The 26,232-nt window shown below is 57.2% G+C and carries 20 protein-coding genes and 4 pseudogenes; 17 read left to right on the forward strand and 7 right to left on the reverse strand.

Going from position 1 to position 26,232, the window contains the following annotated elements; all coding sequences use genetic code 11:
- Nucleotides 1-353 precede the first annotated feature (353 nt).
- Nucleotides 354-3,443 carry a multidrug efflux RND transporter permease subunit gene (locus tag ASD54_RS03530; RefSeq protein WP_062553275.1) on the reverse strand — a complete coding sequence of 1,030 codons (3,090 nt, stop codon included), beginning with the start codon at nt 3,441-3,443 and terminating at the stop codon, nt 354-356.
- A gap of 10 nt (nt 3,444-3,453) precedes the next feature.
- Nucleotides 3,454-4,563, reverse strand: coding sequence for an efflux RND transporter periplasmic adaptor subunit (locus tag ASD54_RS03535; protein WP_244484639.1), 1,110 nt, complete (start codon nt 4,561-4,563; stop codon nt 3,454-3,456).
- Nucleotides 4,564-4,774: 211 nt separating this feature from the next.
- Between ASD54_RS03535 and ASD54_RS03540 the strand changes: the two genes are divergently transcribed.
- From ASD54_RS03540 to ASD54_RS03550, 3 genes are all read left to right on the forward strand, one after another.
- Complete coding sequence (locus ASD54_RS03540) at nt 4,775-5,464, forward strand: response regulator (protein WP_062553277.1); 690 nt, start codon at nt 4,775-4,777, stop codon at nt 5,462-5,464.
- Nucleotides 5,461-6,552, forward strand: a complete 1,092-nt coding sequence (locus ASD54_RS03545) for an ATP-binding protein (RefSeq protein WP_062553170.1) — start codon at nt 5,461-5,463, stop codon at nt 6,550-6,552. The genes ASD54_RS03540 and ASD54_RS03545 overlap by 4 nt, the downstream gene beginning before the upstream one ends.
- A gap of 196 nt (nt 6,553-6,748) precedes the next feature.
- Nucleotides 6,749-7,324 carry a GNAT family N-acetyltransferase gene (locus tag ASD54_RS03550; RefSeq protein WP_062553171.1) on the forward strand — a complete coding sequence of 192 codons (576 nt, stop codon included), beginning with the start codon at nt 6,749-6,751 and terminating at the stop codon, nt 7,322-7,324.
- 102 nt (nt 7,325-7,426) lie between these two features.
- Here ASD54_RS03550 and ASD54_RS03555 read toward each other — a convergent pair whose 3' ends face one another.
- Together ASD54_RS03555 and ASD54_RS03560 are read right to left on the reverse strand one after the other, a co-directional pair.
- Entirely contained in the window at nt 7,427-8,059 is a 633-nt protein-coding gene (locus ASD54_RS03555; RefSeq protein ID WP_062553172.1) for a tyrosine-type recombinase/integrase, read from the reverse strand.
- A 132-nt stretch (nt 8,060-8,191) separates the two neighbouring features.
- A complete protein-coding gene (locus ASD54_RS03560) occupies nt 8,192-9,049 on the reverse strand; it encodes an AraC family transcriptional regulator (protein WP_062553173.1) in 858 nt (285 codons plus the stop codon).
- A gap of 226 nt (nt 9,050-9,275) precedes the next feature.
- Between ASD54_RS03560 and ASD54_RS03565 the strand changes: the two genes are divergently transcribed.
- Genes ASD54_RS03565 through ASD54_RS03580 form a run of 4 tightly spaced genes read left to right on the forward strand, consistent with a single transcriptional unit; the run spans nt 9,276 to nt 15,223 of the window.
- Nucleotides 9,276-12,686 carry a response regulator gene (locus tag ASD54_RS03565; RefSeq protein ID WP_244484660.1) on the forward strand — a complete coding sequence of 1,137 codons (3,411 nt, stop codon included), beginning with the start codon at nt 9,276-9,278 and terminating at the stop codon, nt 12,684-12,686.
- Nucleotides 12,683-13,516, forward strand: a complete 834-nt coding sequence (locus ASD54_RS03570; RefSeq protein WP_156379038.1) for a CheR family methyltransferase — start codon at nt 12,683-12,685, stop codon at nt 13,514-13,516. Before ASD54_RS03565 ends, ASD54_RS03570 begins: the two co-directional genes overlap by 4 nt.
- A complete protein-coding gene (locus ASD54_RS03575) occupies nt 13,513-14,079 on the forward strand; it encodes a chemotaxis protein CheB (RefSeq protein WP_062553176.1) in 567 nt (188 codons plus the stop codon). Before ASD54_RS03570 ends, ASD54_RS03575 begins: the two co-directional genes overlap by 4 nt.
- A 1-nt stretch (nt 14,080) precedes the next feature.
- Nucleotides 14,081-15,223 (forward strand): hybrid sensor histidine kinase/response regulator, encoded by a 1,143-nt coding sequence (locus ASD54_RS03580; RefSeq protein WP_062553177.1) that lies wholly within the window; start codon nt 14,081-14,083, stop codon nt 15,221-15,223.
- 259 nt (nt 15,224-15,482) lie between these two features.
- Here the strand turns inward: ASD54_RS03580 and ASD54_RS03585 are convergent, their stop codons facing one another.
- From ASD54_RS03585 to ASD54_RS03595, 3 genes are read right to left on the reverse strand one after another with little or no spacing between them, the layout of a single operon-like run.
- Nucleotides 15,483-16,985: a tripartite tricarboxylate transporter permease gene (locus tag ASD54_RS03585; RefSeq protein WP_062553178.1), complete on the reverse strand. Its 1,503-nt coding sequence runs from the start codon at nt 16,983-16,985 to the stop codon at nt 15,483-15,485.
- A 10-nt stretch (nt 16,986-16,995) separates the two neighbouring features.
- The gene (locus tag ASD54_RS03590; RefSeq protein ID WP_062553179.1) at nt 16,996-17,472 is read right to left on the reverse strand and encodes a tripartite tricarboxylate transporter TctB family protein; all 477 of its coding nucleotides are present in this window, start codon (nt 17,470-17,472) and stop codon (nt 16,996-16,998) included.
- A gap of 1 nt (nt 17,473) precedes the next feature.
- Nucleotides 17,474-18,613 carry a GntR family transcriptional regulator gene (locus tag ASD54_RS03595; RefSeq protein ID WP_062553180.1) on the reverse strand — a complete coding sequence of 380 codons (1,140 nt, stop codon included), beginning with the start codon at nt 18,611-18,613 and terminating at the stop codon, nt 17,474-17,476.
- 159 nt (nt 18,614-18,772) lie between these two features.
- Between ASD54_RS03595 and ASD54_RS03600 the strand changes: the two genes are divergently transcribed.
- From ASD54_RS03600 to ASD54_RS03625, 10 genes and pseudogenes are all read left to right on the forward strand, one after another.
- A complete protein-coding gene (locus ASD54_RS03600; protein WP_062553181.1) occupies nt 18,773-19,756 on the forward strand; it encodes a tripartite tricarboxylate transporter substrate binding protein in 984 nt (327 codons plus the stop codon).
- 75 nt (nt 19,757-19,831) lie between these two features.
- Nucleotides 19,832-21,175, forward strand: a complete 1,344-nt coding sequence (locus ASD54_RS03605) for an adenylosuccinate lyase family protein (RefSeq protein WP_062553182.1) — start codon at nt 19,832-19,834, stop codon at nt 21,173-21,175.
- A 1,232-nt stretch (nt 21,176-22,407) separates the two neighbouring features.
- Nucleotides 22,408-23,100 carry a DUF6656 family protein gene (locus ASD54_RS03610; RefSeq protein ID WP_062553183.1) on the forward strand — a complete coding sequence of 231 codons (693 nt, stop codon included), beginning with the start codon at nt 22,408-22,410 and terminating at the stop codon, nt 23,098-23,100.
- A 268-nt stretch (nt 23,101-23,368) separates the two neighbouring features.
- Nucleotides 23,369-23,572: transposase (locus tag ASD54_RS26425; RefSeq protein ID WP_156379052.1), on the forward strand; the 204-nt coding region annotated here is incomplete at its 3' end.
- 3 nt (nt 23,573-23,575) lie between these two features.
- Nucleotides 23,576-23,725 (forward strand): annotated as a pseudogene (locus ASD54_RS26430) (transposase); the annotation flags it as partial.
- A gap of 406 nt (nt 23,726-24,131) precedes the next feature.
- Nucleotides 24,132-24,346 (forward strand): annotated as a pseudogene (locus ASD54_RS27135) (IS110 family transposase); the annotation flags it as partial.
- 67 nt (nt 24,347-24,413) lie between these two features.
- On the forward strand, nt 24,414-24,595 hold a 182-nt coding region (locus ASD54_RS27140), incomplete at its 3' end, for a transposase (RefSeq protein ID WP_244484661.1).
- A gap of 608 nt (nt 24,596-25,203) precedes the next feature.
- Nucleotides 25,204-25,479, forward strand: a pseudogene (locus ASD54_RS27145) (transposase); the annotation flags it as partial.
- Between the two features lie 127 nt (nt 25,480-25,606).
- Complete coding sequence (locus ASD54_RS27150) at nt 25,607-25,798, forward strand: hypothetical protein (protein WP_162249523.1); 192 nt, start codon at nt 25,607-25,609, stop codon at nt 25,796-25,798.
- Nucleotides 25,799-26,232: pseudogene (locus ASD54_RS03625) on the forward strand (IS3 family transposase); the annotation flags it as partial.

A 26,232-nucleotide genomic window follows, 5' to 3' on the forward strand; every position in this document is an offset into this window, starting at 1 on the left:
GATGGGAAAACAGAGGGGATTTCAATGCTTTTCCGCTAAGCTATTGAAATCAAGTGAGAATCCAGGTCTCCCAGGCAGGCCATTTTAGGCCGCTTTTTTGCTCTAAATCTGCGACCCTTTCCAATTCGAAAAATCGACGTCTTCTCAACAAGTTGAGCGGTCTCGGCTGCGATCCTTCAGGCCATCAGTTAACCTCAAGCGACACAAGAAAATTTGGCTGGGGACCCGCGATCAATGACCGCAACGGGGCCGAGAGCGGACTGTCCGCTTCTGTCTCTTGGACTAACGCAGCGGACAACCCTATAGGCACTACGACATCAGTTCTGCAGGATAGCCGTTGCTGCGGAGCCAGCTTAGACTTTTGACGGGCGAATAAGGCGCACAATAATCAAGTAGAACACCGGAACAAAAATCACCGCTAGCACCGTACCGGAGATCATTCCGCCAAACAAACCGGTTCCAATTGCATTCTGGGTCTCAGAGCTCGCGCCAGAAGCTATGACCAACGGCACGACACCCAAGGTAAAGGCGAGTGAGGTCATGACGATGGGGCGAAGGCGCATGCGCGCTGCTTCGACGACAGCGTCTGCCAATCCCAGTCCATCCCTTTGGCGCTTCCGCGCGAACTCGACAATCAGCACCGCATTCTTGGCAGAGAGGCCAATCAGGGTAATCAGGCCTACCTTGAAGAAGACGTCGTTTTCCAGGCCCCGCAGATGAACCGCGATCACCGCTCCGAGAATGCCGAGCGGGACCACCAGCATGACGGAGAGCGGAATGGTCCAGCTTTCGTAAAGTGCAGCCAAGACCAGAAAGACAATCAGGAACGAGAAGGCCATCAGCATGGGCGCTTGCGCCCCCGATTGCCGCTCCTGCAGTGACTGCCCTGTCCATTCGACGGCAAAGCCCTTAGGAAGTTTGAGCGCCAATTGCTCGATTTCATCCATGGCCTTACCGCTTGAAACACCCTTTGCTGCCGATCCTGACAGACTGAGGGACGGATAACCATTATACCGTGTCACCTGCAGCGGAATGGTCGACCATTCTGCTGTCAGGATCTCGGAGAGCTGAACCATCTTTCCGCTATCGCTATGAACATGCAGGTTAAGGATATCGTCGACCTGCATGCGGCTTCGTGGCTCGGCCTGGACGATGACCTGTTGCAGCCGACCGTCACGCGGGAAATCGTTCACATAGGTCGAGCCGACAGAGCCACTGAGCGTGTCACTGATCGTCGTATAGGCGACACCCAAAGCACTCGCCTTCTGGCGATCGACCACTAGGGTAACGCTCGGACCGTTGGGCAGCCCGTCCACACGGAAATCGCTGAGCAACTTGCTCTGAGAGGCAAGCTGCGTCAGTTGGGCTGCAGCCTCAGCAAGCGCCTTTCCTCCATGATTGACGCGGTCCTGCAGCCTGAGCGTAAACCCGGAAGTTGTACCGAGCTCATCGATTGCCGGCGGCTTCATGCTGAGAACCTCGCCCTCCGGCGCGGCAGCCATGGCTTCGGTTGCAGCGTTGACCTCGTCATCGACGCTGCCTGAGCGTTGCCCCCAATCTTTGAGGCTGGTGAAGGCCATGGCCGTATTGGTGCCCGAGCCCGAGAAACCAAAACCCATGATCGTCAGGTTGTTGACGATATCCGGCCTTGTCTGGACATGCTTTTCGAAGAGACTAACGACGTCTCGGGTGCGTTCGGCCGTTGCCTCTGCCGGCAGAGTGACGGATGTCATAAAGGATCCCTGGTCTTCCTCCGGCACGAATGCCGCGGCCAGCGTGCTGTAGCCATAGGCGACCGCGCCTACAATCGCGAGATAGACGAGCATGGTCCGGCCGGTCTTATGAACAAGGCGGGTGACCCAACTCGTGTAGCCCTCGGTCAAGCGGTCAAAGCCGCGGTTGAACCAGCCGAATACTCCTTTCCGCTGATGATGCGCGGGGTCGATCGGCTTTAACAGGCTAGCGCAAAGAGCGGGGGTGAGGCTGAGAGCCAGAAACGCCGAGAAAGCGATTGAGACCGCCATCGACACTGTAAACTGGCGGTAGATCGCGCCAACCGAGCCTGAGGCTAGCCCCATCGGAAGAAGCACAGCCGTCAGTACAAGCGTGATTCCGATCACTGCACCTGTGATCTCGCTCATGGCTTTGCGTGTGGCCTCACGCGGTGACAGCCCTTCCTTTGCCATCAGGCGCTCGACGTTTTCAACAACGACGATTGCGTCGTCGACGATGATCCCGATTGCGAGAACCATGCCGAACATCGTCAGCACATTGATGGAATACCCCAAAGCCAGCATGACGGCGAAGGTACCAAGCAGTGCTATCGGCGCTACGATCGCCGGAATGAGCGTGTAGCGAATGTTCTGCAGGAAGAGCAGCATGATGAGAAAGACGAGCATCATGGCCTCCGCCAGTGTCTGCGCCACTTTCAGGATCGAGACCTTCACGAAAGGTGCCGTGTCGTAAGAGATCGCATACTCGATGCCCGCCGGCAGGGTCAGGGAAAGCTCTGCGAGCCGCGCACGAACCCTGCTTGATGTGCTGAGCGCATTTGCCCCGGGAGTCATCTGGATAGCGGCTGCCGTAGCCGACTTGCCGCCGTCAAGGATGGTGAAGCCGGAAGACTGCGACCCCACCTCGATGCGCGCAACGTCGCCAAGTGTCACTCGCGATCCGTCTGCATTGGAGCGCAAGATGATTCCGGCGAACGCCTCTGGCGTCTGAAGTTGACCCTTGACGTTGAGCGGTACGGTAACTTTCTGACCTGGAATAGCCGGAGCATCGCCCAATCGCCCCGGCGCGACCTGAACATTCTGCGACTGTATGGCTTGTGTTACCTCCGCCATGGAAATGGAATAGGCCAGAAGACGCATGGGATCGATCCAGATGCGCATCGCAGCTTCGGAGCCAAAAGATTGAACTCGACCAACGCCAGCAACACGCTTCAGCTCTGGAGCAATGCTGCGCGCGAGGTAATCATTGAGGGCGAGTGCGTCGACAGAGCCATCAATCGACTTCAACGAGACGATCATCAGGAAGCCAGACGATGCAGATTCAACCGTCAGACCAGCGCGGCGCGCGGACTCTGGCAATCGCGATTCAACCGCCTTCAATCTGTTCTGAATATCTACCTGTGCAAGCTGCGCATCCGTTCCTGGCTTGAAGGTTACGGTAATGGTCGCTGACCCAGACGAATCTGCAGAGGAATCGAAATAGAGAACGTTTTTTGCCCCTGAGATTTCGCGCTCGATCAAGCTGACGACGCTGTCATTGATAACTTGTGGCGTGGCACCGACGTAGCTGGCAAAAATGGATACGCTTGGGGGGGCAATGGCCGGAAAGCGTGCCACTGGTAATTGCGGAATCGAAATCAGGCCCGCGATGACGATGACAATGGCTATGACCCAAGCGAAGACCGGGCGGTCGATGAAAAATTGTGGCATCGTCATCATCCTAACCTTCCTTTTCGGGGGATACAGATGTCGTCTCCAGTATCTGCCCGTCGCGTATGCGCTCCTGTCCGAGCACAACCACGGTGTCGCCAATGGAGAGACCACTCTGGACGACGTAATTTCCGCCGATCAGTGGGCCCAGTTCCACAGTACGTCTGAGCGCCGTTTTGTCTGCCGTAACGGAGACGAGCTGAGGTTTCCCGGCAAGGTCACGTATAACGGCCTCCTGCGGAACCAAGAGAGCCGCGACGTAGACCTCGCGCGGGACCAACGCGCGGATGAACATGCCCGGCAAGAGTTCCCCCTCTGGATTGGGAACGATGATCCGAAGTCCAAGACTGCCGGTTGCGGTGTCGACTGAAATATCGGAGAAAAGCAGTCGCCCGTCATGGCCGAAAGGTTTGCCCGTTATCGTTTTGATTTTGACAGGTAGTTCTTCCGGGTCACCCATTCCGTCACCGGATGCTGTTTCGGTTAGCCCTTCCCGGCTCACGAGCGATTGACGGACATCCACATACACCTGATCTATTTGCTGGATGACTGCGAGCGGGGTTGTCGACGCTGAAGAGGCAAGGCCGCCTTCGGTCATGAAGGATTGTCCGATCGTGCCACTGATCGGGCTTCGGATGGTGGCATTAGAAAGCTCGAGCCTGCGTCGCGCCAGATTAGCCTTGGCTTCCGCAACGCCGGCCCTTGCTTGAGCCATCGCCGCGGCTGCATTGTTCAAGGCTTCATCGCTCGTAATTTTCTGCGCCGCTAGAACCTTCGCTCTTTCGAACTTCACTCTTGCATTGTCGAACTCCGCCTCGGTCCGGGCCAGCACTGCCTCAGCAGCATCGGCTTCGGCCGCAAACGGCGCTGGATCGATCTGGAAGAGCGGTGTGTCGGCTGCAACAAAGGCACCCTCTTGAAACAGCCTCTTTTGAATAATGCCGTTGACCTGCGCGCGGATCTCGGCGGTGCGAAAAGCGGAGACCCGTCCCGGCAGCTCATCATAAACAGTCACAACCTGAGGTTGCACGGTCAAGACCCTGACACGAGGGGGCTTCTCTGTGAGCGAAGCGGTACTCTCTCTATCCGGTTCGTCACTACACGCTATCAGCGCCAGCATCGGGATACAGACCAAGAATAAAATCCAAAAGAACGCTAACCTTCGCATCCGATGCATCATCTTTCTAAGAGGAAGAGCTTTGACGGCGATCCTGTAGAAGACTGGCGTTGGCGGTTTGTGTAGGTTCTGTTGCGATCTCATGGAGACGGCCCGCGCGCCCTCGACCCGGAAACCGTTCGATGGCATTCATGACGGCAGGAGTATGATGACGATGACGGAACTTGTTCTAATTGCGGAAGACGATGCGGAGATCGCCGGTATCCTCGAAGCCTATTTTGCCCGCGAAGGCTTCCGCACCGTGCATGCCCGCGACGGGCAGGTCGCACTCGATCTGCACCGATCCTTGAAACCCGATATCGTCCTCGCTGATATCACCATGCCGCGCCTGGACGGCTTTGAGCTCCTCGCCGAGATCCAGAGACGGGGTCGCACGCCCGTCATCATGATCACGGCGCTTGATGAGGACGTCGACCGCCTACAGGGACTGCGCATCGGCGCGGACGACTATATTGTCAAGCCATTCAACCCGATTGAAGTCGTCGCACGAGCCAAGGCCGTGCTGCGTCGGGCAGGTTTGGCGCAGGCGGGGGCTGTAATCCGAGTAGGAAGCCTGGCCATCGATCTCGACAGCTATCAGGTCAAGATCGAGAAGGACGGTGGACCAGTTGCCGTTCCCCTGACACTGACCGAATTCAGGCTCCTTGCCCATCTCGCTCGGACACCCAACAAGGTCTTCTCGCGAGCCGAACTCGTCGACGCCTGCCTGCCCGGCTCTGACGCTTTGGATCGAACGATCGACAGTCATTTGAGCAAGCTTCGCAAGAAGCTCGAACAGGCGGGAGGCGAAGGCTTGTTGATCAGCATTCGAGGCGTTGGCTACCGCCTTGGGGTTGATCCATGATCATGAAGGGCCTTAGCCGGCAGATTTTGCTTGCCATGGCATCAGTCACCGTGGCGGCCGGTCTGCTCGTCTTCTTTGGCACCTATCTAGCCTTCACCATCCTCTTCTATTTCTCACCGTGGTCCGAGAACACGGACAATTGGCTGACGGGTTTCGATTTCATAATACTGGGCGTTCTGATCCTGATCGCACTGCTCGTCGCCGCGATCGCGTCGATCCGGTTGGCGCGCCGCATTCTCGAGCCGCTGGAATCCTTGGCGAAAAGTGCCCGGCAGATAAAGGACGGCGATCTTTCGGCCCGTGCCTTGCCCGGCGATCATTCTCTCGGGGAAACGGCCCTTCTTGTTGAGGACTTCAACGCCATGGCGCAGCGCCTGCAGGACATGGCCTCGGACATGAAGCTCTGGAATGCCACGATTGCCCATGAATTGCGGACACCTCTGACCATTCTCAAGGGCCGCCTGCAGGGCATGATCGATGGCGTTTTTGAGCCTGACGAAAAGTCGCTTCAGGCGCTTGTCCTGCAAGTCGATTCCCTGGCAAGGCTGGTGGAGGATCTGCGTACGGTAACCCTTGCCGATAGTGGTCACCTTGATCTTCGCCTGCAGCCTGTTCGGCTGAAGGACGAGATCCTCAAACTTGGTGCCGTGCTGGAGCAGGACCTGAAACAAGAAGGCTTCGAGCTGAAGCTCGACCTTTCCGATTTGACGGTCCAGGTTGATCCCATGCGGATCCGACAGGCCCTTCTCGCCCTCGTCACCAATGCACGCCGATACGCGCATCGAGGCGTCATCGAGATCAGCCTTGGCGTGGAGAGCAACCAGGTGATCCTGCGTGTCGTCGACGAAGGTCCAGGCCTTGCCCCGGACTTCGCCGATTCCGCGTTCGAACCTTTCCGGAGAGGCGGACAGTCCGGCTCGCTGGAGAAGGGCGGAAATGGTTTGGGTCTCTCCGTCGTCCGGGCGATCATCGAGGCTCATGGCGGGACAATCCGCTACACACCGTCTTACACTCGCGGTGCCATGTTCGAGATCGTTCTCGGTGAGGCAGTCGTGGGATCTGCAATTCAGAGCAGCTTCCCCGGATAGCTGAGGCTCCCTCCCCCTTGGCCATACGCCTCCACACATTCTCCACACGACCTCCACAACTCGGCAAGGCTAGGTTGCTAACTCTGTTTGACGAAATCATTCCAGGCCTTAGCAGGATGGCGTGCTTTCGATGACGGAAGACGTGGCTATGGGCGCAGAACATCGCTCAGCCTCCGCGAGCTATAGGAAAGGCGTAATGACCAATCACAACATCACCCTGTCGGTCGCCCATCCGGATGATCTCCCTGACTTCAAGGCAGAGCTCCAAGAAGCATTTTCGCTCGCAGTGATCGATACGTATGGGGCTCTGCCAGATGGCCCGATCCCTTCCGACGAAGACCTCGACAGCTCCATCAATGCATCGGGCGCTGTTACCTTGCATATTCTCTCAGACGGCAAGAAGGTCGGTGGTGCGGTCGTAACCATCAATGAGGAGACGCATCACAATGCGCTTGACCTCTTTTTCCTCAAGGTTGGCGAGCATGGCCAAGGGCTGGGTCATAAGGCGTGGCTTACAATAGAAGCGCGCTATCCGAAAACGATTACCTGGCAAACCCATACGCCTTATTTCGAGAAGCGGAACATCCACTTCTACGTGAACAAGTGCGGCTTCAAGATTATCGCGTTTCACCACGCCAAGTTCCCCGATGCACACAAACCAGGTCCGAGTGATCTGCCGGACGACGAAGGATTTCTGTTTGAGAAGGTGATGCGGTCAAACGGAGGAGATGTTGCACCTCGCCGGCGAACGGCTGCTTACAGGAAACCCTGAACGCCCGCTGATCGGCGGAAACGAAAGCGCAAAGCGGATCGAATCCTTGGAGAGGCTCTCCGGGGAAAGGAGCGGCCCCACGACGTGCGGGGCCGTCCTCATTCAGATTTCAGTCCGCTCGGCCAGTTCTAGCGCGTCCTCAATGTCGACGCCGAGATATCTGACTGTGTTCTCGATCTTGGTATGGCCAAGCAGGATCTGGATCGCTCGAAGATTGCCAGTGGCCTTGTAGATCATGGCAGCCTTCGTTCGCCGCAGGGAATGCGTACCGTAATCCTCCCGACGAAGCCCGATCGCCGTCACCCACTCATCGACCAGTCGGGCGTACTGCCGAGTGCTAAGATGATCTGCGTGGCCGACGCGACTGGGAAAGGCATAGTCATCGACTGTTCCCCCCCTTCGTTGAAGCCAGGCAAGCAGACTAGCTCTGACCTCCGTCGTGATTTCGAACTGCACGGGTCGTCCGGTCTTCTGCTGGACGACCATCGCCCGAGTTCGAATGTCGTGGCCGGTGACAAGTGTCCCGATCTTCAGCTTTACCAGATCACAGCCACGGAGCTTGCTGTCGATCGCAAGATAGAAAAGCGCCCGATCTCGCATTCTTCCTTCACGGTCCAGGAAGAAGCGGACTGCCCAGATCTGACGCTGCTTCAGGGGCTTCTTGACGCTAACTTGCTTGCCCGCGTTCCAAGCCGGTCGACCCAGTGCGCCAGGATCATATTGTGAAATACCCATTTCAGTTCTCCTATGGCCACCATTGGCCACTGAGAGAACGCGCACCTTGGAGTAAGATGACGGGGCCGACTGATGACTATCCGCTCCTGTCGCATTTACTGCGTAAGCGGACACAGGAGGTTTGGTGAAAACTCACCTGCGGTCCCTGAACTCTTTCACGCTCATACCAACCCATGACCTGAAGGTCCTTTGGAAGTAGGAGGCATCCTGAAAGCCCAAACATTCCGCGATCTGGTTGATCGACATTTCTCCAGAGGCCATGAGCAATTTGGCCCTTTCCATACGGCGTCTGAGCACACGCTGGTACGGCGTTTCTCCGGTCGCCGACTTGAACGCCCTGCTGAAATGAAACCGGCTTAGGCCAGTGATTTCTGCAAGGGCTGACAGCGTCAAATCCGAACCGAGGTTCTCATCGATAAACTCTTCAACGAGAGCGAGAGATGCCCTGCCAAGAGGACGACCGGCTTTGAATTCATACGTCGATGCCTTGTGGATCGCCAAGACGGTAACGAGCCCCAACGCTTCTTCGTACAGACCGTCGGAATGATCTTGAGCCAATAGTCTCGCCCACTGGCGCATGTATCCCTCGACCTCCTCGCTCCGGTAATAGACCTTTTCATCAGCACGCTCGATGAAGCGCGCGCCAAGCTCTTCTCGCATGGAGGCAGGATCAAAATAGATGGCAGTAAACGAGTTCTTTCGTCTGCTCAGACTGGACCAGCCGGAGACACGCGCTCCGCGAGGGACATAGGTAAGCGTATGCCGTAGATCGCGGCGGTTGTCCTCCGCCCCATCTCCGGCACGGATCCCTCCATCTTCCAGTACAATGTCATGGTAGGCGCAGAAATGCAGGTTGCTGGTCCAGTCATAGCTGAAAGCGGCGCCTAAATCGGGACGGACGGTTTCCACGCTGAAACCGCTGTGTTTCCTCAGCATACGCCGTGGGGGCTGGGCGACGCCCTGGAGGTCAAGCAATTCTGTTTGTTCCATTCTCAGTACATTCTTGCGCTCTCGATCATATTATTGCTACCTGAACTCTTACTGCGCGATCGGCTTTGGTGCACTCGCAGACAGGTTCAAACATTCATAACGCTCACACCACCGCATGCAAATCATCTGTCGACCATGGCCATGAAAACGGCGGCAGTCCCTCGACACCCCAAACATTCAGAGTCGCGACATGCACCGAAAGACATCCGTATTGACAGGTAGCCGAATGCTCGGCCTTGAGCGAAACGCCTTGATCGGACTGTTGGCTGCGATCGTGTTTTTCGTTGCAAGCTCAGCATTGTCTTTCTTTACTGTTCAAAACATCAGGGACAACAGCGCCCGGGTTACTCAAACCCATTCGTTAATTGTTGCTCTCGACCTGCTTCTGATTGACATACAGGACGCAGAGACGGGCCTAAGAGGCTATCTTCTTACAGGGGGGGATGAATATCTAGGTCCCTACAATCGCGCGATGTCTCAAGTCGGTAACCGCATTGAGATGCTCGAATCAATAGCGACACCCGAAATGCGGGAGCGTGGCGGTCCGTCCGAATTGCGAGCCTTTACTGTTTCCAAGCTGGAAACCATGAGGGAGACACTTCGGCTCTACCGGGAAGAAGGACAGTCCGCCGCATTGGCTCAACTGAGGACAGACCGCGGTCGCAGCGATATGGATGGCATTCGGGACACGGTCCAGCAAATGCGGCTTGAGGCAGGGGAAGAGCGTAGCGAGCACCTGCAACAACGAGACAGGGCATTTGTGATTGCATGGGCAAGCGGTGTCGCGACTGGTGCCGTAGGTATTATTCTGACATTGGTTATATCAGCACTGCTCAGGAAAACTGCGCTGGCCCAAAAGCGAGAGCAGTGGCTGAGGGAGGCCCAACTGGGCCTGGGGTCGGCTGTCTCCGGCGAACAACCACTTGCTAAGCTAGGCGAAAATGTTCTCGGCTTTTTGACAAACTATCTCGGCGCGGTCGCCGGAGCGATCTATGTCGAGAATGGGGGTCGGTTTCACCGTACGGCGGTCCACGGGGTGCCGTCTGGCGCAAACCTTCCAACGAGCTTTGGGGAGAATGACAGCCTCTTTGGACATGTCCTGAAAGATCACCGCCCGATCGCGGTTGGGGAGGTTCCTGACGGCTATATCAGTTTTGGCTCGGGCCTTGGGCAGCACAAGCCGCGCTATCTCGCCTTGGGACCGGCAATCGTCGAAGGCGATATCCGAGGCGTCTTTGAACTCGGTTTCCTGTCGCCTGTCAGCGATGACACCCTGTCGCTTCTCGAAAAAGCATCGGAAATCATTGCCGTCGCAATCAGGTCTGCAGAGTTCAGAGCAAGATTGCAGGCACTGCTGGAAGAAACTCAACGCCAGTCGGAAGAACTGCAGGTCCAAGGCGAGGAGCTACGCGTTTCGAACGAGGAGCTGGAAGAACAAGGACGCGCACTTCGCGAACAACAGGCGCGGCTGGAACAGCAGCAGGCGGAACTTGAACAGACCAATTCCCAGCTCGAAGAACAGGCAGAGGAACTGGAGCAGCAGCGAGACGACTTGGAGCGTTCGAAAGACGCGATTGAGGCCAAAGCTAAGGAAGTCGAACTTGCGAGCCGCTATAAATCCGATTTCCTGGCCAACATGTCGCATGAGCTGCGCACGCCGCTCAATTCCTCGCTGATCCTTGCCAAGCTTCTTGCCGACAATTCGGAAGGTAACCTCACGGCGCAGCAGGTGCAGTTCGCTCAAACGATCCAGTCGTCTGGCAATGACCTCCTGAACCTGATCAACGATATCCTTGACCTTTCAAAAATTGAGGCCGGGCATGTGGAGATTCACCCTGAGGCCGTGTCCATCGAGCGCACGCTCAGCGGGTTACGGCACATGTTTGAGCCGCTCGCATCAAATAAGGGCCTTCAGTTCAAAGCGTCTGTTGAAGCTGGCGTCCCAGCAGTGATCCAAACCGACCCGCAGCGCCTTGAGCAGATCCTCAAGAACCTGCTCGCCAATGCGCTGAAGTTTACGGAGTCAGGTAGCGTTTCGCTGGACGTTCGCCCCTACGGTGACAATCAGCTCGCCTTTGCGGTCAAGGATACGGGCATTGGGATCGCCGAAGAACAGCAGAAGAGAATTTTTGAGGCATTCCATCAGGCCGACAGCACAATCAGCCGTAAATTCGGCGGCACTGGCCTTGGCCTGTCAATCTCACGCGAATTGGTGCGGTTGCTCGGCGGTCACTTCCTGCTCGAAAGCAAGGTCGGTGCCGGAAGCACCTTCACCATCGTCGTCCCCGCCGAGTTCGGTAGCACACTCGTAAAAGCACCACGGCAGGAGCCGGTTTATCAATCTCAACCGATAATGGCCCCAGTTCCGGCGCCTTTTGCCGAGATCGCGCCAGCAGAGCCGAAGGCCATTACCATCGTTGAGGATGACCGGGCAAAGGTTGCGGCAACAGAGCGAAAGCTCCTGATTGTTGAGGACGACCAGTCCTTTGCAACCATACTGCGCGATCTGGCGCGCGAGCTGAAGTTCAAAGCACTGGTGGCTGGCACGGCTCAAGAAGCGCTTGAGCTTGCTCATCAGTTCCTGCCGAACGCCGTTCTTCTTGATGTGGGTCTTCCCGATCAGTCAGGCCTTTCGGTGCTCGATCGCCTCAAGCGCGACGTCAGAACGCGCCACATCCCGGTCCATATACTCTCTGCCGAGGACTACTCCGATCGCGCGCTTTCACTCGGTGCAGTCGGCTATGCTTTGAAACCGGTTCAGCGCGATCGCTTGGTGTCCATGATCGAATCCCTTGGCGCAAAAGCCGAGCAGACGTTGCGGCGTGTGTTAATCGTTGAAGACAATACAGTGCAGCGCGAGGCATTGTCGAAGCTGTTGTCATCCCACGAAGTCGAAACTGCGGGAGCTGGCACAGCGGCCGAGTGTATAGCACTCTTGGCCGAAAAGACCTTTGACTGCATGGTGCTGGATCTGTCTTTGCCGGATGCATCGGGCTTCGCACTCCTGGAGACGCTCAGCCAGGAAGGCATGCACTCCTTCCCACCTGTCATCGTATACACGGGACGCGTTCTTTCGTCAGAAGAGGAACAGAGGCTGCGCCGCTACTCGAAGTCGATCATCATCAAGGGCGCAAAATCCCCCGAACGCTTGCTCGACGAAGTGACCCTCTTCCTGCACCAGGTCGTCTCCGAACTACCGGATGAGCAGCAACAGATGATCCGCAAGGCGCGCAATCGCGATGAACTCTTGGAAGGTCGCCGTATCCTGATCGTCGAAGACGACGTGCGAAACGTTTATGCGCTGACCAATATCCTTGAGCCGCGGGGCGTGCTGGTCGAGATCGCCCGAAACGGTGAGGAGGCACTCGACAAGCTGGAGCAATCGCGGAACAAGCCGGAAGCCAAGATCGATCTCGTGCTGATGGATGTGATGATGCCCGTCATGGATGGCCTCACCGCCACACGCCACATCCGTAAGAACTCAGCGTGGCAGAAACTACCGATCATCACCTTGACCGCAAAGGCGATGCCTGACGATCAGAAGCGCTGTATTGAAGCCGGTGCCAACGACTATATGGCCAAGCCACTCGACGTCGAAAAGCTGCTGTCACTCGTGCGCGTATGGATGCCGCAATGACGGAGATATTCGAAACGGTCGAGGACATCGAGATCCGGCTGCTGCTGGAGGCGCTCTATCATCGCTACCATTATGATTTTCGCAGCTACGCCATGTCGTCAATCCGTCGACGGTTGCGTCAGGCGCGCGAACAGTTGGGTTTTGCGACAATCTCGGCAATGCAGGAACGCGTTCTGCACCATCCGGACATGCTGGCCGACATGCTGCGCTATCTGACGGTTCAAGTCAGCGAGATGTTTAGGGATCCCTCCTATTTCGCGGCTATGCGTGAAAAGGTGATCCCGCATCTGCGCACCTACCCTTCCTTGAAGATCTGGATTGCTGGCTGCAGCTCAGGCGAGGAGCTCTATTCCTTCGTCATCATGTTTCGTGAAGAGGGGCTGGAGGATCGCACCCTTTTTTATGCAACGGATATTAATCCAGATGCGCTCTCGCAGGCTGAGGCTGGCGTTTACGACATCGAGCGGGTCAGATTGTTCACCGAGAACCACCGAGAATCCGGCGGCAAGGGGTCCTTATCTAACTATTATACGACGGGCTACAATCGCTGCATTCTGGACAAAAGCCTGCGGCGCAACGTCGTTTTTTCAGACCACAGCCTTGTGACGGACCAGGTTTTTGGGGAGATGCAGCTTGTCTCCTGTCGCAATGTCATGATCTATTTCGACCGGAACTTACAGGACAGAGCCGTCGGCCTGTTTCGCGAGGCTTTGCCACGCAATGGTTTCTTGGGCTTAGGATCAAAGGAAACGCTTCGCTTTTCAGCGCATGCCGATAGCTTCCGGGAATTCGTCCGTGAGGAGAAAATCTATCAAAGGATCGGCTCATGAAAGACGATCCAAAGGGGGCAGTCATAATTGGCGCCTCTGCCGGCGCGCTTGAAGCCCTGTCGGCAATATTGCCGCGCCTGCCTGCGACGTTCCCTTACCCTATTTTTGTTATTGTGCACTTGCCGCCTAAGAAACGCAGTGTCCTGGCTGCGATCTTCGATCTCAAATGTCAACTTCGCGCGATTGAGGCGGAGGACAAGGAACCAGTCGAGGCGGGAACCATCTACTTCGCTCCTCCTGACTATCATCTCCTGCTTGAGGGGCGAGCGCATATCGCATTGTCCAGCGATGAAGAGGTCCTGTTCTCCCGGCCTTCGATCGACGTGGCATTTGAGAGCGCGGCCGAGGTGTGGGGACCGCAACTGACGGCCGTAATCCTGACAGGTGCCAATCATGATGGGGCTCGCGGGCTCGCGGCCGTCATGCGCTCTGGAGGCACAGCAGTCATCCAGAATCCATCCGAGGCTTATGCCCAAGCTATGCCTGAGGCTGCCATGCGCGCATGCCCCAGCGCCAATATTCTCAACTTGTCGAATATTTCGACCTTTTTGCAGAACATCTAAAATGAAGACCGATGTCACCTTCCTTCTCGTGGACGACCTTCCAGAGAACCTGTTGTCTCTGGAGGCGCTTCTCCATCGTGACGACCTGAGACTGTTGAAGGCGAGATCGGGTGATGAAGCGCTCGAACTCCTGCTGAAACATGATGTGGCCCTTGCACTCATTGATGTTCAGATGCCTGGGCTGAACGGCTTTGAGCTCGCCGAACTGATGCGCGGCAATGAACGAACAAAGCGAGTGCCAATCATCTTTGTAACTGCGGGTTCCCACTCTGCCGAACGGCGATTTCAAGGTTATGAAGCGGGTGCCGTCGATTTCATCCAGAAGCCGATCGAGCCAAATATCCTGCGCAGCAAGGCAGAGACCTTTGCCGAATTGTATCGGCAGCGACGAATGATTGCGGAACAACGGGATAGGCTCGAAGAGCAGACACAGGCACTTAAGATGGCTGATACTCGCAAAAACGAGTTTATCAGCGTGCTTGGGCACGAGTTGCGTAATCCACTCGCTGCACTTAACGGCGGCTTGAAGTTGCTTGCGAGAAAACCCGATGCTGCCAAGATGGAGCAGATCCAAAGCCTGATGCAGCAACAGATGGACCATATCGTCAGGCTTGTTGATGATCTGCTTGACGTGTCCCGGATAACGCAGGGCAAAATCAGCTTAGTGATGTCTGAATTCGACCTGAAGGAGGTGATCACCACTTCGGTAGAGATGACGAGACAGGCTTTTGAGGAACAAGACCATGCTGTGAGCATCAACGTTCCGGAGCAGCCCTGCACCATAATTGCCGACAAAGTGCGGCTGACGCAGTGTGTTTCAAACCTTCTGAACAATGCTGCTAAATACACGCCAGCGGGTGGTCAGATCAAAGTTGTGCTAGAGTCTCATACAAATGCCTATCGCGTAAGTGTTGCCGACAATGGACTGGGACTCACTCCAGAAGATTCAAAGTCTATCTTTAAGATGTTCGAACAAGTCGAGAAACATCGGGACCATGCGCATGAAGGGCTGGGAATCGGACTTGCGCTCGTCAAGCAGCTTATGGAGTTGCACGGCGGTGATGTCTCCGTCAGTAGCCGTGGTCCGGGTCTAGGAAGCACATTTATCCTTGAGTTGCCGATTTTGGCTGAACGAACGCTTTAGCGGCGAACAACTGCTTTTAGGTTCATGTCAGAATGTACTATATGACCGACTTGAGGGCGCAAATCGGAAATTGTTTCCGCGAGGGGCCGCAACGCGACAATCCACTTCCATCTGTCTAGCTGATGAAGTTGACATCGCGCTGAAGCTGTAAAGGCGGATGAGACCCGCGGCAGAAGAGTACGCCCGTATCGCGGCACCTGTGCGTATCCATGTGAATGTATCAAGGATTTGCCACGGTCACCGCTTCTTCCTTCCTACATCATCCCTCTTGGAACGCCTCCTCCCGCCTCTTCCTGACCGACGGCAGAACAACCAGCAGCAACATGATTGCCGCAATCACGAGAAGGCTCGCGCTCAGCGGCCGGGTGAAGAGTACGCTCGGGTCACCCTTGGAGAAAAGAAGCGTGCGTCGCAGGAATTCTTCCATCATGGGCCCGAGGATAAAGGCGAGCAGCATCGGCGCCGGCTCGACGTCCAGCTTGCGGAAGAGGTAGCCTACCGCGCCAAACAGCGCCATGGCATAGACATCGAACAGGCTGTTGTTGACGCTGAAGACGCCGATGGCACACAGAGCGATGATGGTGGGGAACAGGAAGTGATATGGAATGGCGATCATGCGCACCCAGAGGCCGATGAGCGGCAGGTTGAGCACGAGCAGCATCAGATTGCCAATCCACATCGAAGCGATCAGCCCCCAGAATAGCGTCGGCTGCTCCGTCATTACCGAAGGCCCCGGCTGAATGCCCTGGATGAGCATGGCGCCTATCATCAGCGCCATCACCGAATTCGATGGCAGGCCGAGGGTCAGCATCGGGATGAACGACGTTTGTGCACCGGCATTGTTGGCCGATTCCGGCCCCGCCACCCCTTCAATTGCTCCCTTGCCGAAACGCTCCGGCTCCTTCGAGAGGCGCTTCTCCAGCGAATAGGAGCCAAACGAAGCGAGTGCTGCTCCACCGCCGGGAAGGATGCCGAGCACCGAACCCAGCGCCGTGCCACGAAAAATCGGGCCAATGATTCGGCGCCAGTCCTCGTGTGTCGGCATGAGGCCGGTTACCTTACGGGTAAGCAGTGTACGCTCCCCCTCCGCCTCCAGATTGGCAACAATCTCGCCCAGTCCGAAGATGCCCATGGCGAGGACGACGAAATTGATACCATCGGAGAGCATGGGCACATCGAAAGTGAAACGCGGAACGGCAGAGTTGACGTCCGTTCCGACCATGCCGAGCAGCAATCCCGTCAAGATCATGCCGAAGGCCTGCAACAGCGAACCGGATGCCATAACAATAGAGGCAATCAGGCCAAGTACCATCAGGGCGAAGTATTCTGCTGGCCCGAACTGTAGCGCCACGACCGCCAGGGCGGGTGCAAAGAGCGCAATAAGCAGCGTCGAGATCGTTCCGGCGATAAACGAGCCGATGGCCGCAGTCGAAAGCGCCCGACCCGCTTGGCCCTGACGGGCCATCTGATGTCCGTCGAGCGCGGTCACCACGGAAGACGGTTCACCAGGCAAATTGACAAGAATAGCAGTTGTGGAGCCCCCATACTGGGCACCGTAATAAATGCCCGCCAGCATGATGAGTGCCGTTTCCGGGGGAAGGCCGAAGGTCAGCGGCAAGAGCATCGCAATTGTTGCGACCGGGCCGAGGCCCGGCAGCACGCCGATGGCGGTGCCGAGAAAGACGCCGAGCAGGCAATAACCGAGATTGGTGATCGACGAGGCAACCGTGAGCCCCATCCAGAGATTTGACAGCATATCCATTGGATGGTCCTCAGGAAGCGAACAGAAGCGAAAGCCAACTTCCGGTCAGCGGCATGGGCACTCCCAGACCCTTGACGAAAACCAGCGTGCAAACCGCAACAAGCGCCACGAGAGCGGCAAGCGAGCGTACCGAAAGGGCAAAATGATCGCTTGCAAGGGCGGACACCAACAGAAGCACGGTCAGCGCCACTGGCAACCCTGCTCCTGTCAGCAAGAGGCCGAACAAGCATACCGATGCCGTGACCAGCAGCAGCCCTTTCCAGTTGACAGGGCCAACTGGCTCCCCATCCAGACGGAAGCTTCGCAGCAGTGATACGAGAGCAACCAGGATTAGCAGACCGGAAATGATCCTCGGAAAATATCCAGGCCCCATGCGGCCGGCCGTGCCGAAACCATAATCGGTTGCGATTACGAAACCGGCTATGCCCAGCGCTCCATAGAGCAGTGCACTGCCAAACTCTTTGGTCGATTTTATTCTCAGTGTCATACTATCCTCCCGGTTTATCCTTGGCCTGGCTCGGCGGGCCATCCGGGGCGCTAGATGGCGCCAGAAGCACCGAGTGCCCCTCGACCTCGTGCATGGTGATCAATGAAAGTCCGTAGGGCGCGTGCGGATCGCTCCATCGGCTTTTCAGCCGCGCATAAAGCGCCTCGGCCTGTTCCTGGGCGCTGTAGCCAATCAGGTGAAAGAAGCCTTCTCGCTCAGCCTCCACGTCGCTGCGGCCTAGAAGGACGATCGAGATATCCTCCGGCACTCGAATGCCGCGCGCATGCAGGCCTGCTCGAAGTCGTTGGCCGCTCTCGATGCCCCAGACGAGCACGCCCCGCCGTTTTTCTCCAGGCTCGCGGGCGATGGCTGCCAGCCGCTCCAGCACGGCCAGTTCGAACTCGCGCGATGGCAGGGAAGGCAGCAGGTCGGGCTCATGCAGCAGCGTGGCGTACGGGGCCTCCTCCCGAATCTGGCGGTAGCGATGCAGACCGAGTTCATTGGCAAGAAAGGAGTTCGCCGTCGTGATATAATGGATATCCTGATGCCCGCTTGTCGCCAGCAGGCGGACCGCCCGTTCGACCGGCCTACCCCATTCGAAGCCCACGGCATCGACATCCGTGCCGACCAGCCATGCGCCGTCGACGATGACATTGTCCGATTTGCGGCGGAGCGATGCCAGCATCTCGACCGGCATCTGCTCGAAAGAGTTCTGGATGACGCAGGCATCAAATCGCGGCAGCGACTGCAGCACGCGGCGGGCATGATCGGCATTGGAATAGCCGACCTCGAGCGTCATATCGCCACCATCTGTCACCATGGCTTGTAGCCGATCCATAACGAAACGGGCCCGTTGCGTGGCGCTTGGTCGGCGCAGCAGAATGACGCTGCGCCCCTTTTGTGGCAGGATGCGCGTGCCTGCCGCAGAGGGATTAGCGCTGCTTCCGACGAAAAAGGTGCCACGCCCGACCTGCGCATCGACGAGCCCTTCTTCTTTCAGAGCCTGAAGCGCACGCTGCACCCCAGGCTGCGATATCTTGAAATCGCGCATAAGGCTGCGAACCGTCGGCAGACGATCTCCCGGCTGAGCCGTCGTAGCAAGCGATTTCAGATAGTCCTGCAGTTTCTCGATCTTCTCCATACCAGCCTCCTATCACAATACAAATTGTATCATCAAGAATGTATTTCTTTCTCATGATCGAATTTGCATTGCCTACTCCACATGTAAAATCTAACAAATACTGGAAACCAGCACTAGGCTGATTTAATACAATATGTATCACATGGAGGAGGATTTCAAATGTTTCGCAGGATTGGATATACTTTGGCGGGTCTGGCGTTGGCACTTGGGGTCATTGTTCCAGTTGCCGCGCCAGTAGCTCTGGCGCAGTCGGATGCTCCGCTGACATTGCTGGTCGGCTATTCGGCTGGCGGCAGCGCAGACCTAGCTGCGCGCATCATTGCGCCGGAGATCTCCGCCCGCATTGGCCGCACCGTCATCGTCGAAAATGCGACCGGCGCCAGCGGCATGATCGCACTGCAGAAACTGGTCAATGGAGCAGCCGACGGCAACACCATCTACTATGGCGGCTTCGACACGGTGGCAGTGCCTATGACCAACGCCAAAGTAAAGATTAATTGGGAGGCGGATACGATCGCGATTGGCCGCACGACAACGACCTCCATGGCGATGGTTGTGCCGGCCCAGTCCGAACACAAGGACATGGCAGCGCTCATCGCCGCCGCAAAGGCAGCACCGGAAAGCGTCAGCTACGGTTCTCCCGGAATAGGCTCTGCACAGCATTTGCTGGGCGAGATCATTGCCCAACGTGCGGGCGTTAAAATGCTGCACGCGCCTTATCGCGGCGGCGCGCAGGTGACCAATGATCTCCTCGCCGGCGTTCTGGATTCCGCGGTTCTCACGCTATCTACGGCCTTGCCGCTTGCCAAGGAAGGCAAGATCCGGGTGCTGGCCGTTTCGGGAACCGAGCGTGCCGCGCAGCTTCCGGACGTGCCGACGCTGTCCGAGCTGCCGGGGCTAAACGGCCTGTCACTGCCGTTGTGGCAGGGCGTGTTTGCCAAGGCCGGGTCAAAGCCGGACTTTGTCACTGCGCTGGATAAGGCGATTGCGGAAGCCCTGGCGACGCCGACCGTGCAGAAGCGCTATGCCGACGTGGGCTTCACCGCAGCACCGCTTGCCTCTGCTACCTTCAAGACTTTCGTCGGGCAGCAGGCCGCCACCTACAAGGGTGTCATCGACAGCGCAAAGATCGTTTCGGAATAAATCATTGGTATCGCGGCGTTGCGATTTTCGTGGCGCCGCGGCTTTTTTCGTTCAAAGATTGACTGAGGTTACCGCATGACCATCGGCATGTTCACGTCCTTTATCACCCGGCACTGGTTTAGCCCGACCGCGATCCGCATCTGGTCGGACGACGCGACCCTGCAGGCATGGCTGGATGTGGAGGCGGCGCTGGCACGCGCCCAGGCAGAGCTCCAGATGATCCCGCAGGACGCCGCAGACCGGATCGCAAGCTGCTGCCGCGCCGAAGGTTTCGATCACGAACGCCTCAGTCGCGAAATTGCCTTCGCGCAACATCCCTTTGTGCCCGTGCTCAAGCAATTGGAAGAACGCTGCGGCGAGCCGGCGGCTGGCTACGTGCACTGGGGCGCCACCACCCAGAACATCTTCGACACAGCAATTGCTCTTCAGTTGAAGCAAACCCATGCGCATCTAACCGACGTAGTGCAGCGGTGCGAGGATCATGCCAGCCGGCTTGCCGATCAGCATAAGGCGACCCTGCAAGCTGGTCGCACTCATGGACAGCACGCCTTGCCAATGACGTTCGGCTTCAAAGCCGCTGCTTGGTATGCCGAACTGCGCCGCGGAAGGGAGCGCCTTCAAGCAAGGGCAGATGGCGCCTTCCTCACATACTTCGGCGGAGCCATTGGGACGTTCGCGGCCATGGGCGGCAAGGGTCGGGCCGTGGAAGAAGCGGCCGCCAGCCTGCTTGGCCTTGCGCCTGCAAGGCTGCCGGTGCGCTCGTCCTTTGATCGGGTGGCAGATTATCTTGGCGGCTTTGCCCTCTTGGCTGGCACGCTACAGAAGATCGCTGGCGACATCGTCTTCATGCAGAGGACAGAAATAGGTGAAGTGGAAGAAGCCTTCCACATGGGCAAGGTTGGCAGCTCGACCATGGCCCAGAAGCGAAACCCCTCGGCAGCCCTCGTTCTGGTGAGCCTCTGCCGCCTTTTGAAGGCACGCGTGCCGCTCATCCTGTCAAGCATGGTTCGCATGGACGAAGGTGATTCATCGGCCACCAACGTGTCCGACATAGTCGTAAGCGAGATGGCGATCCTGGCTGCATCGATCGCCGAAGCCGCAGAACGCGTGCTCGGCAGTCTCCAGGTGAACGAGGCGGCCATGGCCCGTAATCTTGAGCTCACACAAGGGTTGATCATGTCTGAAGCGGCCATGATGCAGCTATCTCCAATGATCGGGCGCCACAGGGCCCATCATCTTCTCTACGAGGCCGCCCAGGAAACAGCCACGCGCGGAACGCCATTCGTTGAAACAATGCGGCATGCCCTACACAGTGTCGAGCTCGGCGACGTGCACTTGGCTCTCTCTCCATCGGCATATCTCGGCGAGATCAGGGAGATTATCAGGGGCGGCTCGAGTGATGAGGAGCCGCAGTCGTAAGGGGATGTAATCGCGAGCCGAGCCCGTCGTAACCACGACAGGCTCGGCGGCTTAGATCTCGTTCCTCCGCAAGGTCAAATCAAAGTTGCTGCGCTCGAAAAACTCACGACTCAACGTCTGCAGTGACGGCAAAAATGCTGCCGTGCGCTTCATCGCGGCGAGACTGCAAAGTCAAGGTCTGAGAGCGGAAATTATTGCCGCTCTGGCGCCCTATTGACGGATATCCAAAGCCAGGGCACAACGGTGGCATCCATGGTTGCTTGCGATTGGAAAACAGAGGGAATTTCAAGGCTTTTTCATTAACCCATTGAAATCATATGAGAATCCAGGCCACCCAGGGAACTCATTTTGACCCTATTTTTTTACCTGAACTGGTCATCGGCTCGCGCACAAAAAAGTAGCGTCTTCTCAATAAGCTAAGCGATCTCTACCGTATTTTCTTGGGCTATCCGTCGAGTTCGACGACGCCCAGAAAGTTAGCTGGGGACCCGTTAGCTGTTCAAACGCCGATGCTGTGACATGCGAGGTCCGCCGTGATGAACTTCAATCCCTCCGTTCGTGGCCAAACGGAACCTGGTCAGGGTTAAGACATCTTGATTGTTCGTTGGCGACGGCCCGCCAGGTCATTGTCCCGACGATGCCTCTGTCAGTCGGCCAGAGCGCGGCGCATCTCATCCGAGCATGCCCTACGGCACTTCATTTCGGCCATAGGCGGCCGCACCCAGACGAGCCTTTTCCCGCCTCCGTTTCGAAAGCGCTAGAAGTTCGTGTGTGCGATGCCACTCCCGCGCAGCCTGTGTGATCTGGTTGGTGGGCTTGTGCCTCTCGCAGGCTTCGACCAATACGCTCTCCGCCAGCTAGGCCGCACTTTTATAAACGTATTCACTCCGCTCGTTGATTACCGACATGTGGCCTGATACTCCGTTGCCGTCTGCCTCTCAAAGCATGTGGGAAGACCGGGACCAGCGCAAATGCAGAGCGGATACCACGCCTCCCGGAACAAGGTTTTGAGGTCGAATCCCAGCATATCTTTACATGCGACCGTGCCGAACGCGCGTTAAGGCCTTCTCTGGCCCACACATTTTGAACAAACACGGAATTTTTTGGGTGGATTCAGCCTTTCGAGAACAGCACGGAGAAAATGAATCGAGGGGAAAACTACGGAGTCAATGCGGTCACCGTGTTAACGAATCTCTCATACATTCGCGGCACGGCAAGTAATGAGGGGAAACATGAATTCAGCATCGAAGCTTCAGTATGGCAATCGCTTTGGCGAAGACGTGAAGAAGATCGCTTTCTCCGTGGCATCGGCCTCCACAGAGGCTCAGGTGGCCAGCGCACGCTACACGCGATGGTTCCATGGCGATCCCGGCGAACCGGAACCTATGGCGACCTCTGCCAAAAAGTTCCGCCAGATCACCGGAGATATGGCCGTGGCCGAAGTCATCGCGGCGACTAAAGAAAATCTTTCTATTCTCGGTGACGACGCCAGCGATCTGTTCACGTCGAAGCTTCCAGCCGGGCATCGAATGCGAAAAGCTATCCGCTCCTCCATTCTACCGCATGTCCCCTATCTCGGCACATGCAAATTCGGAGAAATCGTAACCGGCCGTAATCAAGACCATTTCGCGGTCACTCAGATATTCATCGCCAACTTTGATGGCGACCTCAACACGGATGTCGCAGGTGCGAACTTCTGTAAGCCACGCAGCCGCGATTTCGACCAAATGTTTTTCGGCCTTCACCTGATCATGGATCGAGACGGGAACGCGCTGGGTTTCGACAAGCGCCTCGGATACAACGGCGTGGCCTTCAAAACAAAGGACATCACGACCGCGCTTTACAATGTTGCAGCGGCAAGCACTGGCCTCTCCATGGAAGCCCTGAAGGCGCGGGCTGCCGCCATTCAGAAAGCGACCAAGTAAATCTCAGCCGCTGCCTTTTTCCCTACGCTCAATCTGGGTGGCGACTAGCTTCGCCACCAGATGCACAAGGTTCTTCGCCTCGAAGCGACTTTTCAACCTGTCAATCTGGCCTGCTGCCGGTTTCGTGGACACCGAGTTAAGGTGTTTCCAATGAAACTGGAGCGCATGAATGCAACGAAGGAAGTTCAGCCGCGAGTACAAGCTTGAGGCGGTGAGATTGGTTCGAGAGCGTGGGGTCGGCGTTGCGCAGGCATCCCGCGANGCATGAATGCAACGAAGGAAGTTCAGCCGCGAGTACAAGCTTGAGGCGGTGAGATTGGTTCGAGAGCGTGGGGTCGGCGTTGCGCAGGCATCCCGCGATCTGGATGTTCATGAGAATGTCCTGCGCAAGTGGGTCAGGGAATATGGTTCGGACCCAGCACAGGCGTTTCCTGGTCAGGGACAGATGAAGCCTGAGCAGCTTGAGATCGAGNNNGAGAATGTCCTGCGCAAGTGGGTCAGGGAATATGGTTCGGACCCAGCACAGGCGTTTCCTGGTCAGGGACAGATGAAGCCTGAGCAGCTTGAGATCGAGAGGCTTCGGAAAGAAGTGGCCAAGCTGAAGGCGGAGCGTGACATCTTAAAAAACGATCACGGGCTCCGGTCCGCCTGTGCGCGGTAGAAACTGGTTTGTGCTACGCTGGCCGCCGGAGGGGAGTTGCCGACTGCTTATTGGAGGCGATCGACCCCGTTAAAAAACGTGGCACATGGGCTGTTGCGGACTTGAGAGTGGTGACGCTGTTTCGGCGGCGATCCCGGTTAGGAAATAACCACAGCTTACAACGAAGTCAACATTCCGAATTGANGGGGAGTTGCCGACTGCTTATTGGAGGCGATCGACCCCGTTAAAAAACGTGGCACATGGGCTGTTGCGGACTTGAGAGTGGTGACGCTGTTTCGGCGGCGATCCCGGTTAGGAAATTGACCAACTTGCTCGGCCCAGCCCCTCCCGATCCAGAGGAGGAGAAGCCATGCCAAAGACAAGTTCATCCATGCCGCAGAACCTCACCCGCATGAACGCCGGAGCGGCAGCCATCGACATCGGGTCTACGATGCATATGGCCGCGGTAAATCCGGATTGTGCCGAGATGCCAATCCGCTCATTCGGGACCTTCACCCACGATTTGCATGATCTTGCCGCCTGGTTCAGATCCTGCGGTGTCACCAGCGTGGCGATGGAGTCGACCGGCGTCTACTGGATACCGGCNACCTTCACCCACGATTTGCATGATCTTGCCGCCTGGTTCAGATCCTGCGGTGTCACCAGCGTGGCGATGGAGTCGACCGGCGTCTACTGGATACCGGCTTACGAGATTCTGGAGCAGCACGGCTTCGAGGTGATCCTGGTCAATGCGCGTTATGCGAAGAACGTCCCTGGCAGGAAGACGGACGTCAGCGACGCGGCATGGCTTCGCCAGTTGCATTCCTATGGCTTGCTGCGCGGCAGCTTTCGGCCNCGCCATTCGTGCAGGTCGGAACTTACCTGTTATGCGAAGAACGTCCCTGGCAGGAAGACGGACGTCAGCGACGCGGCATGGCTTCGCCAGTTGCATTCCTATGGCTTGCTGCGCGGCAGCTTTCGGCCGAATGCACAGGTCGCAACTCTGCGTGCTTACCTGCGCCAGCGAGAACGGCTGGTCGAGTATGCGGCAGCTCATATCCAGCATATGCAGAAGGCTTTGATGGAGATGAACCTACAGCTCCATCATGTTGTCTCCGACATCACCGGCGTAACGGGCATGAAGATCATCCGTGCGATCGTCTCCGGCGAGCGCGATCCCGACGTTCTGGCTTCATTGCGTGATGTTCGTTGCCACTCGTCGGTCGAAACAATCAGAGCATCCCTGATTGGCAACGATCGTGATGAGCATGTGTTTGCCCTTTCCCAGTCACTGGAGCTTTACGACTTCTACCAGGCGAAGATGMTCGAATGCGACCGCAAGCTTGAGGCGTCAATTGCGTCTATGACCGTGGACCCTGAAGCGCCGCTCCCGCCGTTACCAAAGGTACGGACGAAGACCAAANATCGAATGCGACCGCAAGCTTGAGGCGTCAATTGCGTCTATGACCGTGGACCCTGAAGCGCCGCTCCCGCCGTTACCAAAGGTACGGACGAAGACCAAACAGACGAATGCACCGTCCTTCGATGTACGAGCTGCACTCTACGGTCTCACCCGGACAGATTTGACCCAGATTCACGGCCTGGGCTCCTCGCTCGCGCTAAAGCTCATCGGCGAGTGCGGCACGGATCTGAGGGCGTGGCCCTCGGCCAAGCACTTCACATCATGGCTATGCCTCGCACCTGGCAACAAGATCTCCGGCGGCAAAGTGCTTTCGTCCCGGACCCGTCGGTCCTCTAGTCGAGCGGCGGCGCTGTTGCGGTTAGCTGCCACCACAATCGGGCGAAGTGACACCGCCCGGTGCGTTTTACCGACGGCTGGCGGGGCGCATCGGAAAGCAAAAAGCAGTGACGGCGACGGCTCGAAAGATTGCCGTGCTTTTCTACAATACCCTGCGAGTTGGGATGGCCTACCGCGATCCAGGCGCTGCGGCCTACGATGAACGGCATCGTGGCCGCGTCATTGCGAACCTCCAGCGCCGCGCCCGTTCCATGGGCTACGAGCTGGCACCCATCACGCCTAGGGACTGTGTTTCTTAGGAAGGCCGCCGCCTACTTTGCGAAGGACGTGATATGAAGTTCGCGTTCATTGCAAAGCACCGTTCGATCTGGCCGGTGGCATGGCTCTGCGAAGCGCTGGGTGTATCGCGTTCCGGCTTTCATGCCTGGTTAAACCGCTCTCCGAGCCAGCACGCCCGGTATGACGAGGCTCTGCTCGACAAGATCAAGGACAGCTTCAAGGATAGCGACCGCACCTACGGCGCACGGCGTGTCTGGCACGACCTCCTCGCCGAAGGCCTCTCCTGTGGTCTGCATCGCGTCGAGCGTCTCATGCGCGACAATGCATTGAGAGCAAGGCCGAGGCGGCGTGGCTTGCCGAAAGACGACGGCGAGCGCGCGGTCATCATGCCGAATGTGCTAGACCGACACTTCGCGGCAGCAAGACCGAACCAGAAGTGGGTGGCCGATTTTAC

This window comes from Rhizobium sp. Root149 (genome assembly GCF_001427345.1).
Taxonomy (GTDB): Bacteria; Pseudomonadota; Alphaproteobacteria; order Rhizobiales; family Rhizobiaceae; genus Neorhizobium; species Neorhizobium rhizoryzae.

Bases quoted from the DNA above. Each gene is read 5' to 3' on its own strand.
- ASD54_RS03590 (WP_062553179.1), bottom strand. From the start codon at position 17,472: ATGACACTGAGAATAAAATCGACCAAAGAGTTTGGCAGTGCACTGCTC.
- ASD54_RS03530 (WP_062553275.1), bottom strand. From the start codon at position 3,443: ATGCCACAATTTTTCATCGACCGCCCGGTCTTCGCTTGGGTCATAGCC.
- ASD54_RS03535 (WP_244484639.1), bottom strand. From the start codon at position 4,563: ATGCTGGCGCTGATAGCGTGTAGTGACGAACCGGATAGAGAGAGTACC.
- ASD54_RS03555 (WP_062553172.1), bottom strand. From the start codon at position 8,059: ATGGGTATTTCACAATATGATCCTGGCGCACTGGGTCGACCGGCTTGG.
- ASD54_RS03575 (WP_062553176.1), top strand. From the start codon at position 13,513: ATGAAAGACGATCCAAAGGGGGCAGTCATAATTGGCGCCTCTGCCGGC.
- ASD54_RS03600 (WP_062553181.1), top strand. From the start codon at position 18,773: ATGTTTCGCAGGATTGGATATACTTTGGCGGGTCTGGCGTTGGCACTT.
- ASD54_RS03550 (WP_062553171.1), top strand. From the start codon at position 6,749: ATGACCAATCACAACATCACCCTGTCGGTCGCCCATCCGGATGATCTC.
- ASD54_RS03545 (WP_062553170.1), top strand. From the start codon at position 5,461: ATGATCATGAAGGGCCTTAGCCGGCAGATTTTGCTTGCCATGGCATCA.
- ASD54_RS03565 (WP_244484660.1), top strand. From the start codon at position 9,276: ATGCTCGGCCTTGAGCGAAACGCCTTGATCGGACTGTTGGCTGCGATC.
- ASD54_RS03585 (WP_062553178.1), bottom strand. From the start codon at position 16,985: ATGGATATGCTGTCAAATCTCTGGATGGGGCTCACGGTTGCCTCGTCG.
- ASD54_RS03540 (WP_062553277.1), top strand. From the start codon at position 4,775: ATGACGGAACTTGTTCTAATTGCGGAAGACGATGCGGAGATCGCCGGT.
- ASD54_RS03595 (WP_062553180.1), bottom strand. From the start codon at position 18,613: ATGGAGAAGATCGAGAAACTGCAGGACTATCTGAAATCGCTTGCTACG.
- ASD54_RS03560 (WP_062553173.1), bottom strand. From the start codon at position 9,049: ATGGAACAAACAGAATTGCTTGACCTCCAGGGCGTCGCCCAGCCCCCA.
- ASD54_RS03580 (WP_062553177.1), top strand. From the start codon at position 14,081: ATGAAGACCGATGTCACCTTCCTTCTCGTGGACGACCTTCCAGAGAAC.
- ASD54_RS03605 (WP_062553182.1), top strand. From the start codon at position 19,832: ATGACCATCGGCATGTTCACGTCCTTTATCACCCGGCACTGGTTTAGC.
- ASD54_RS03610 (WP_062553183.1), top strand. From the start codon at position 22,408: ATGAATTCAGCATCGAAGCTTCAGTATGGCAATCGCTTTGGCGAAGAC.
- ASD54_RS03570 (WP_156379038.1), top strand. From the start codon at position 12,683: ATGACGGAGATATTCGAAACGGTCGAGGACATCGAGATCCGGCTGCTG.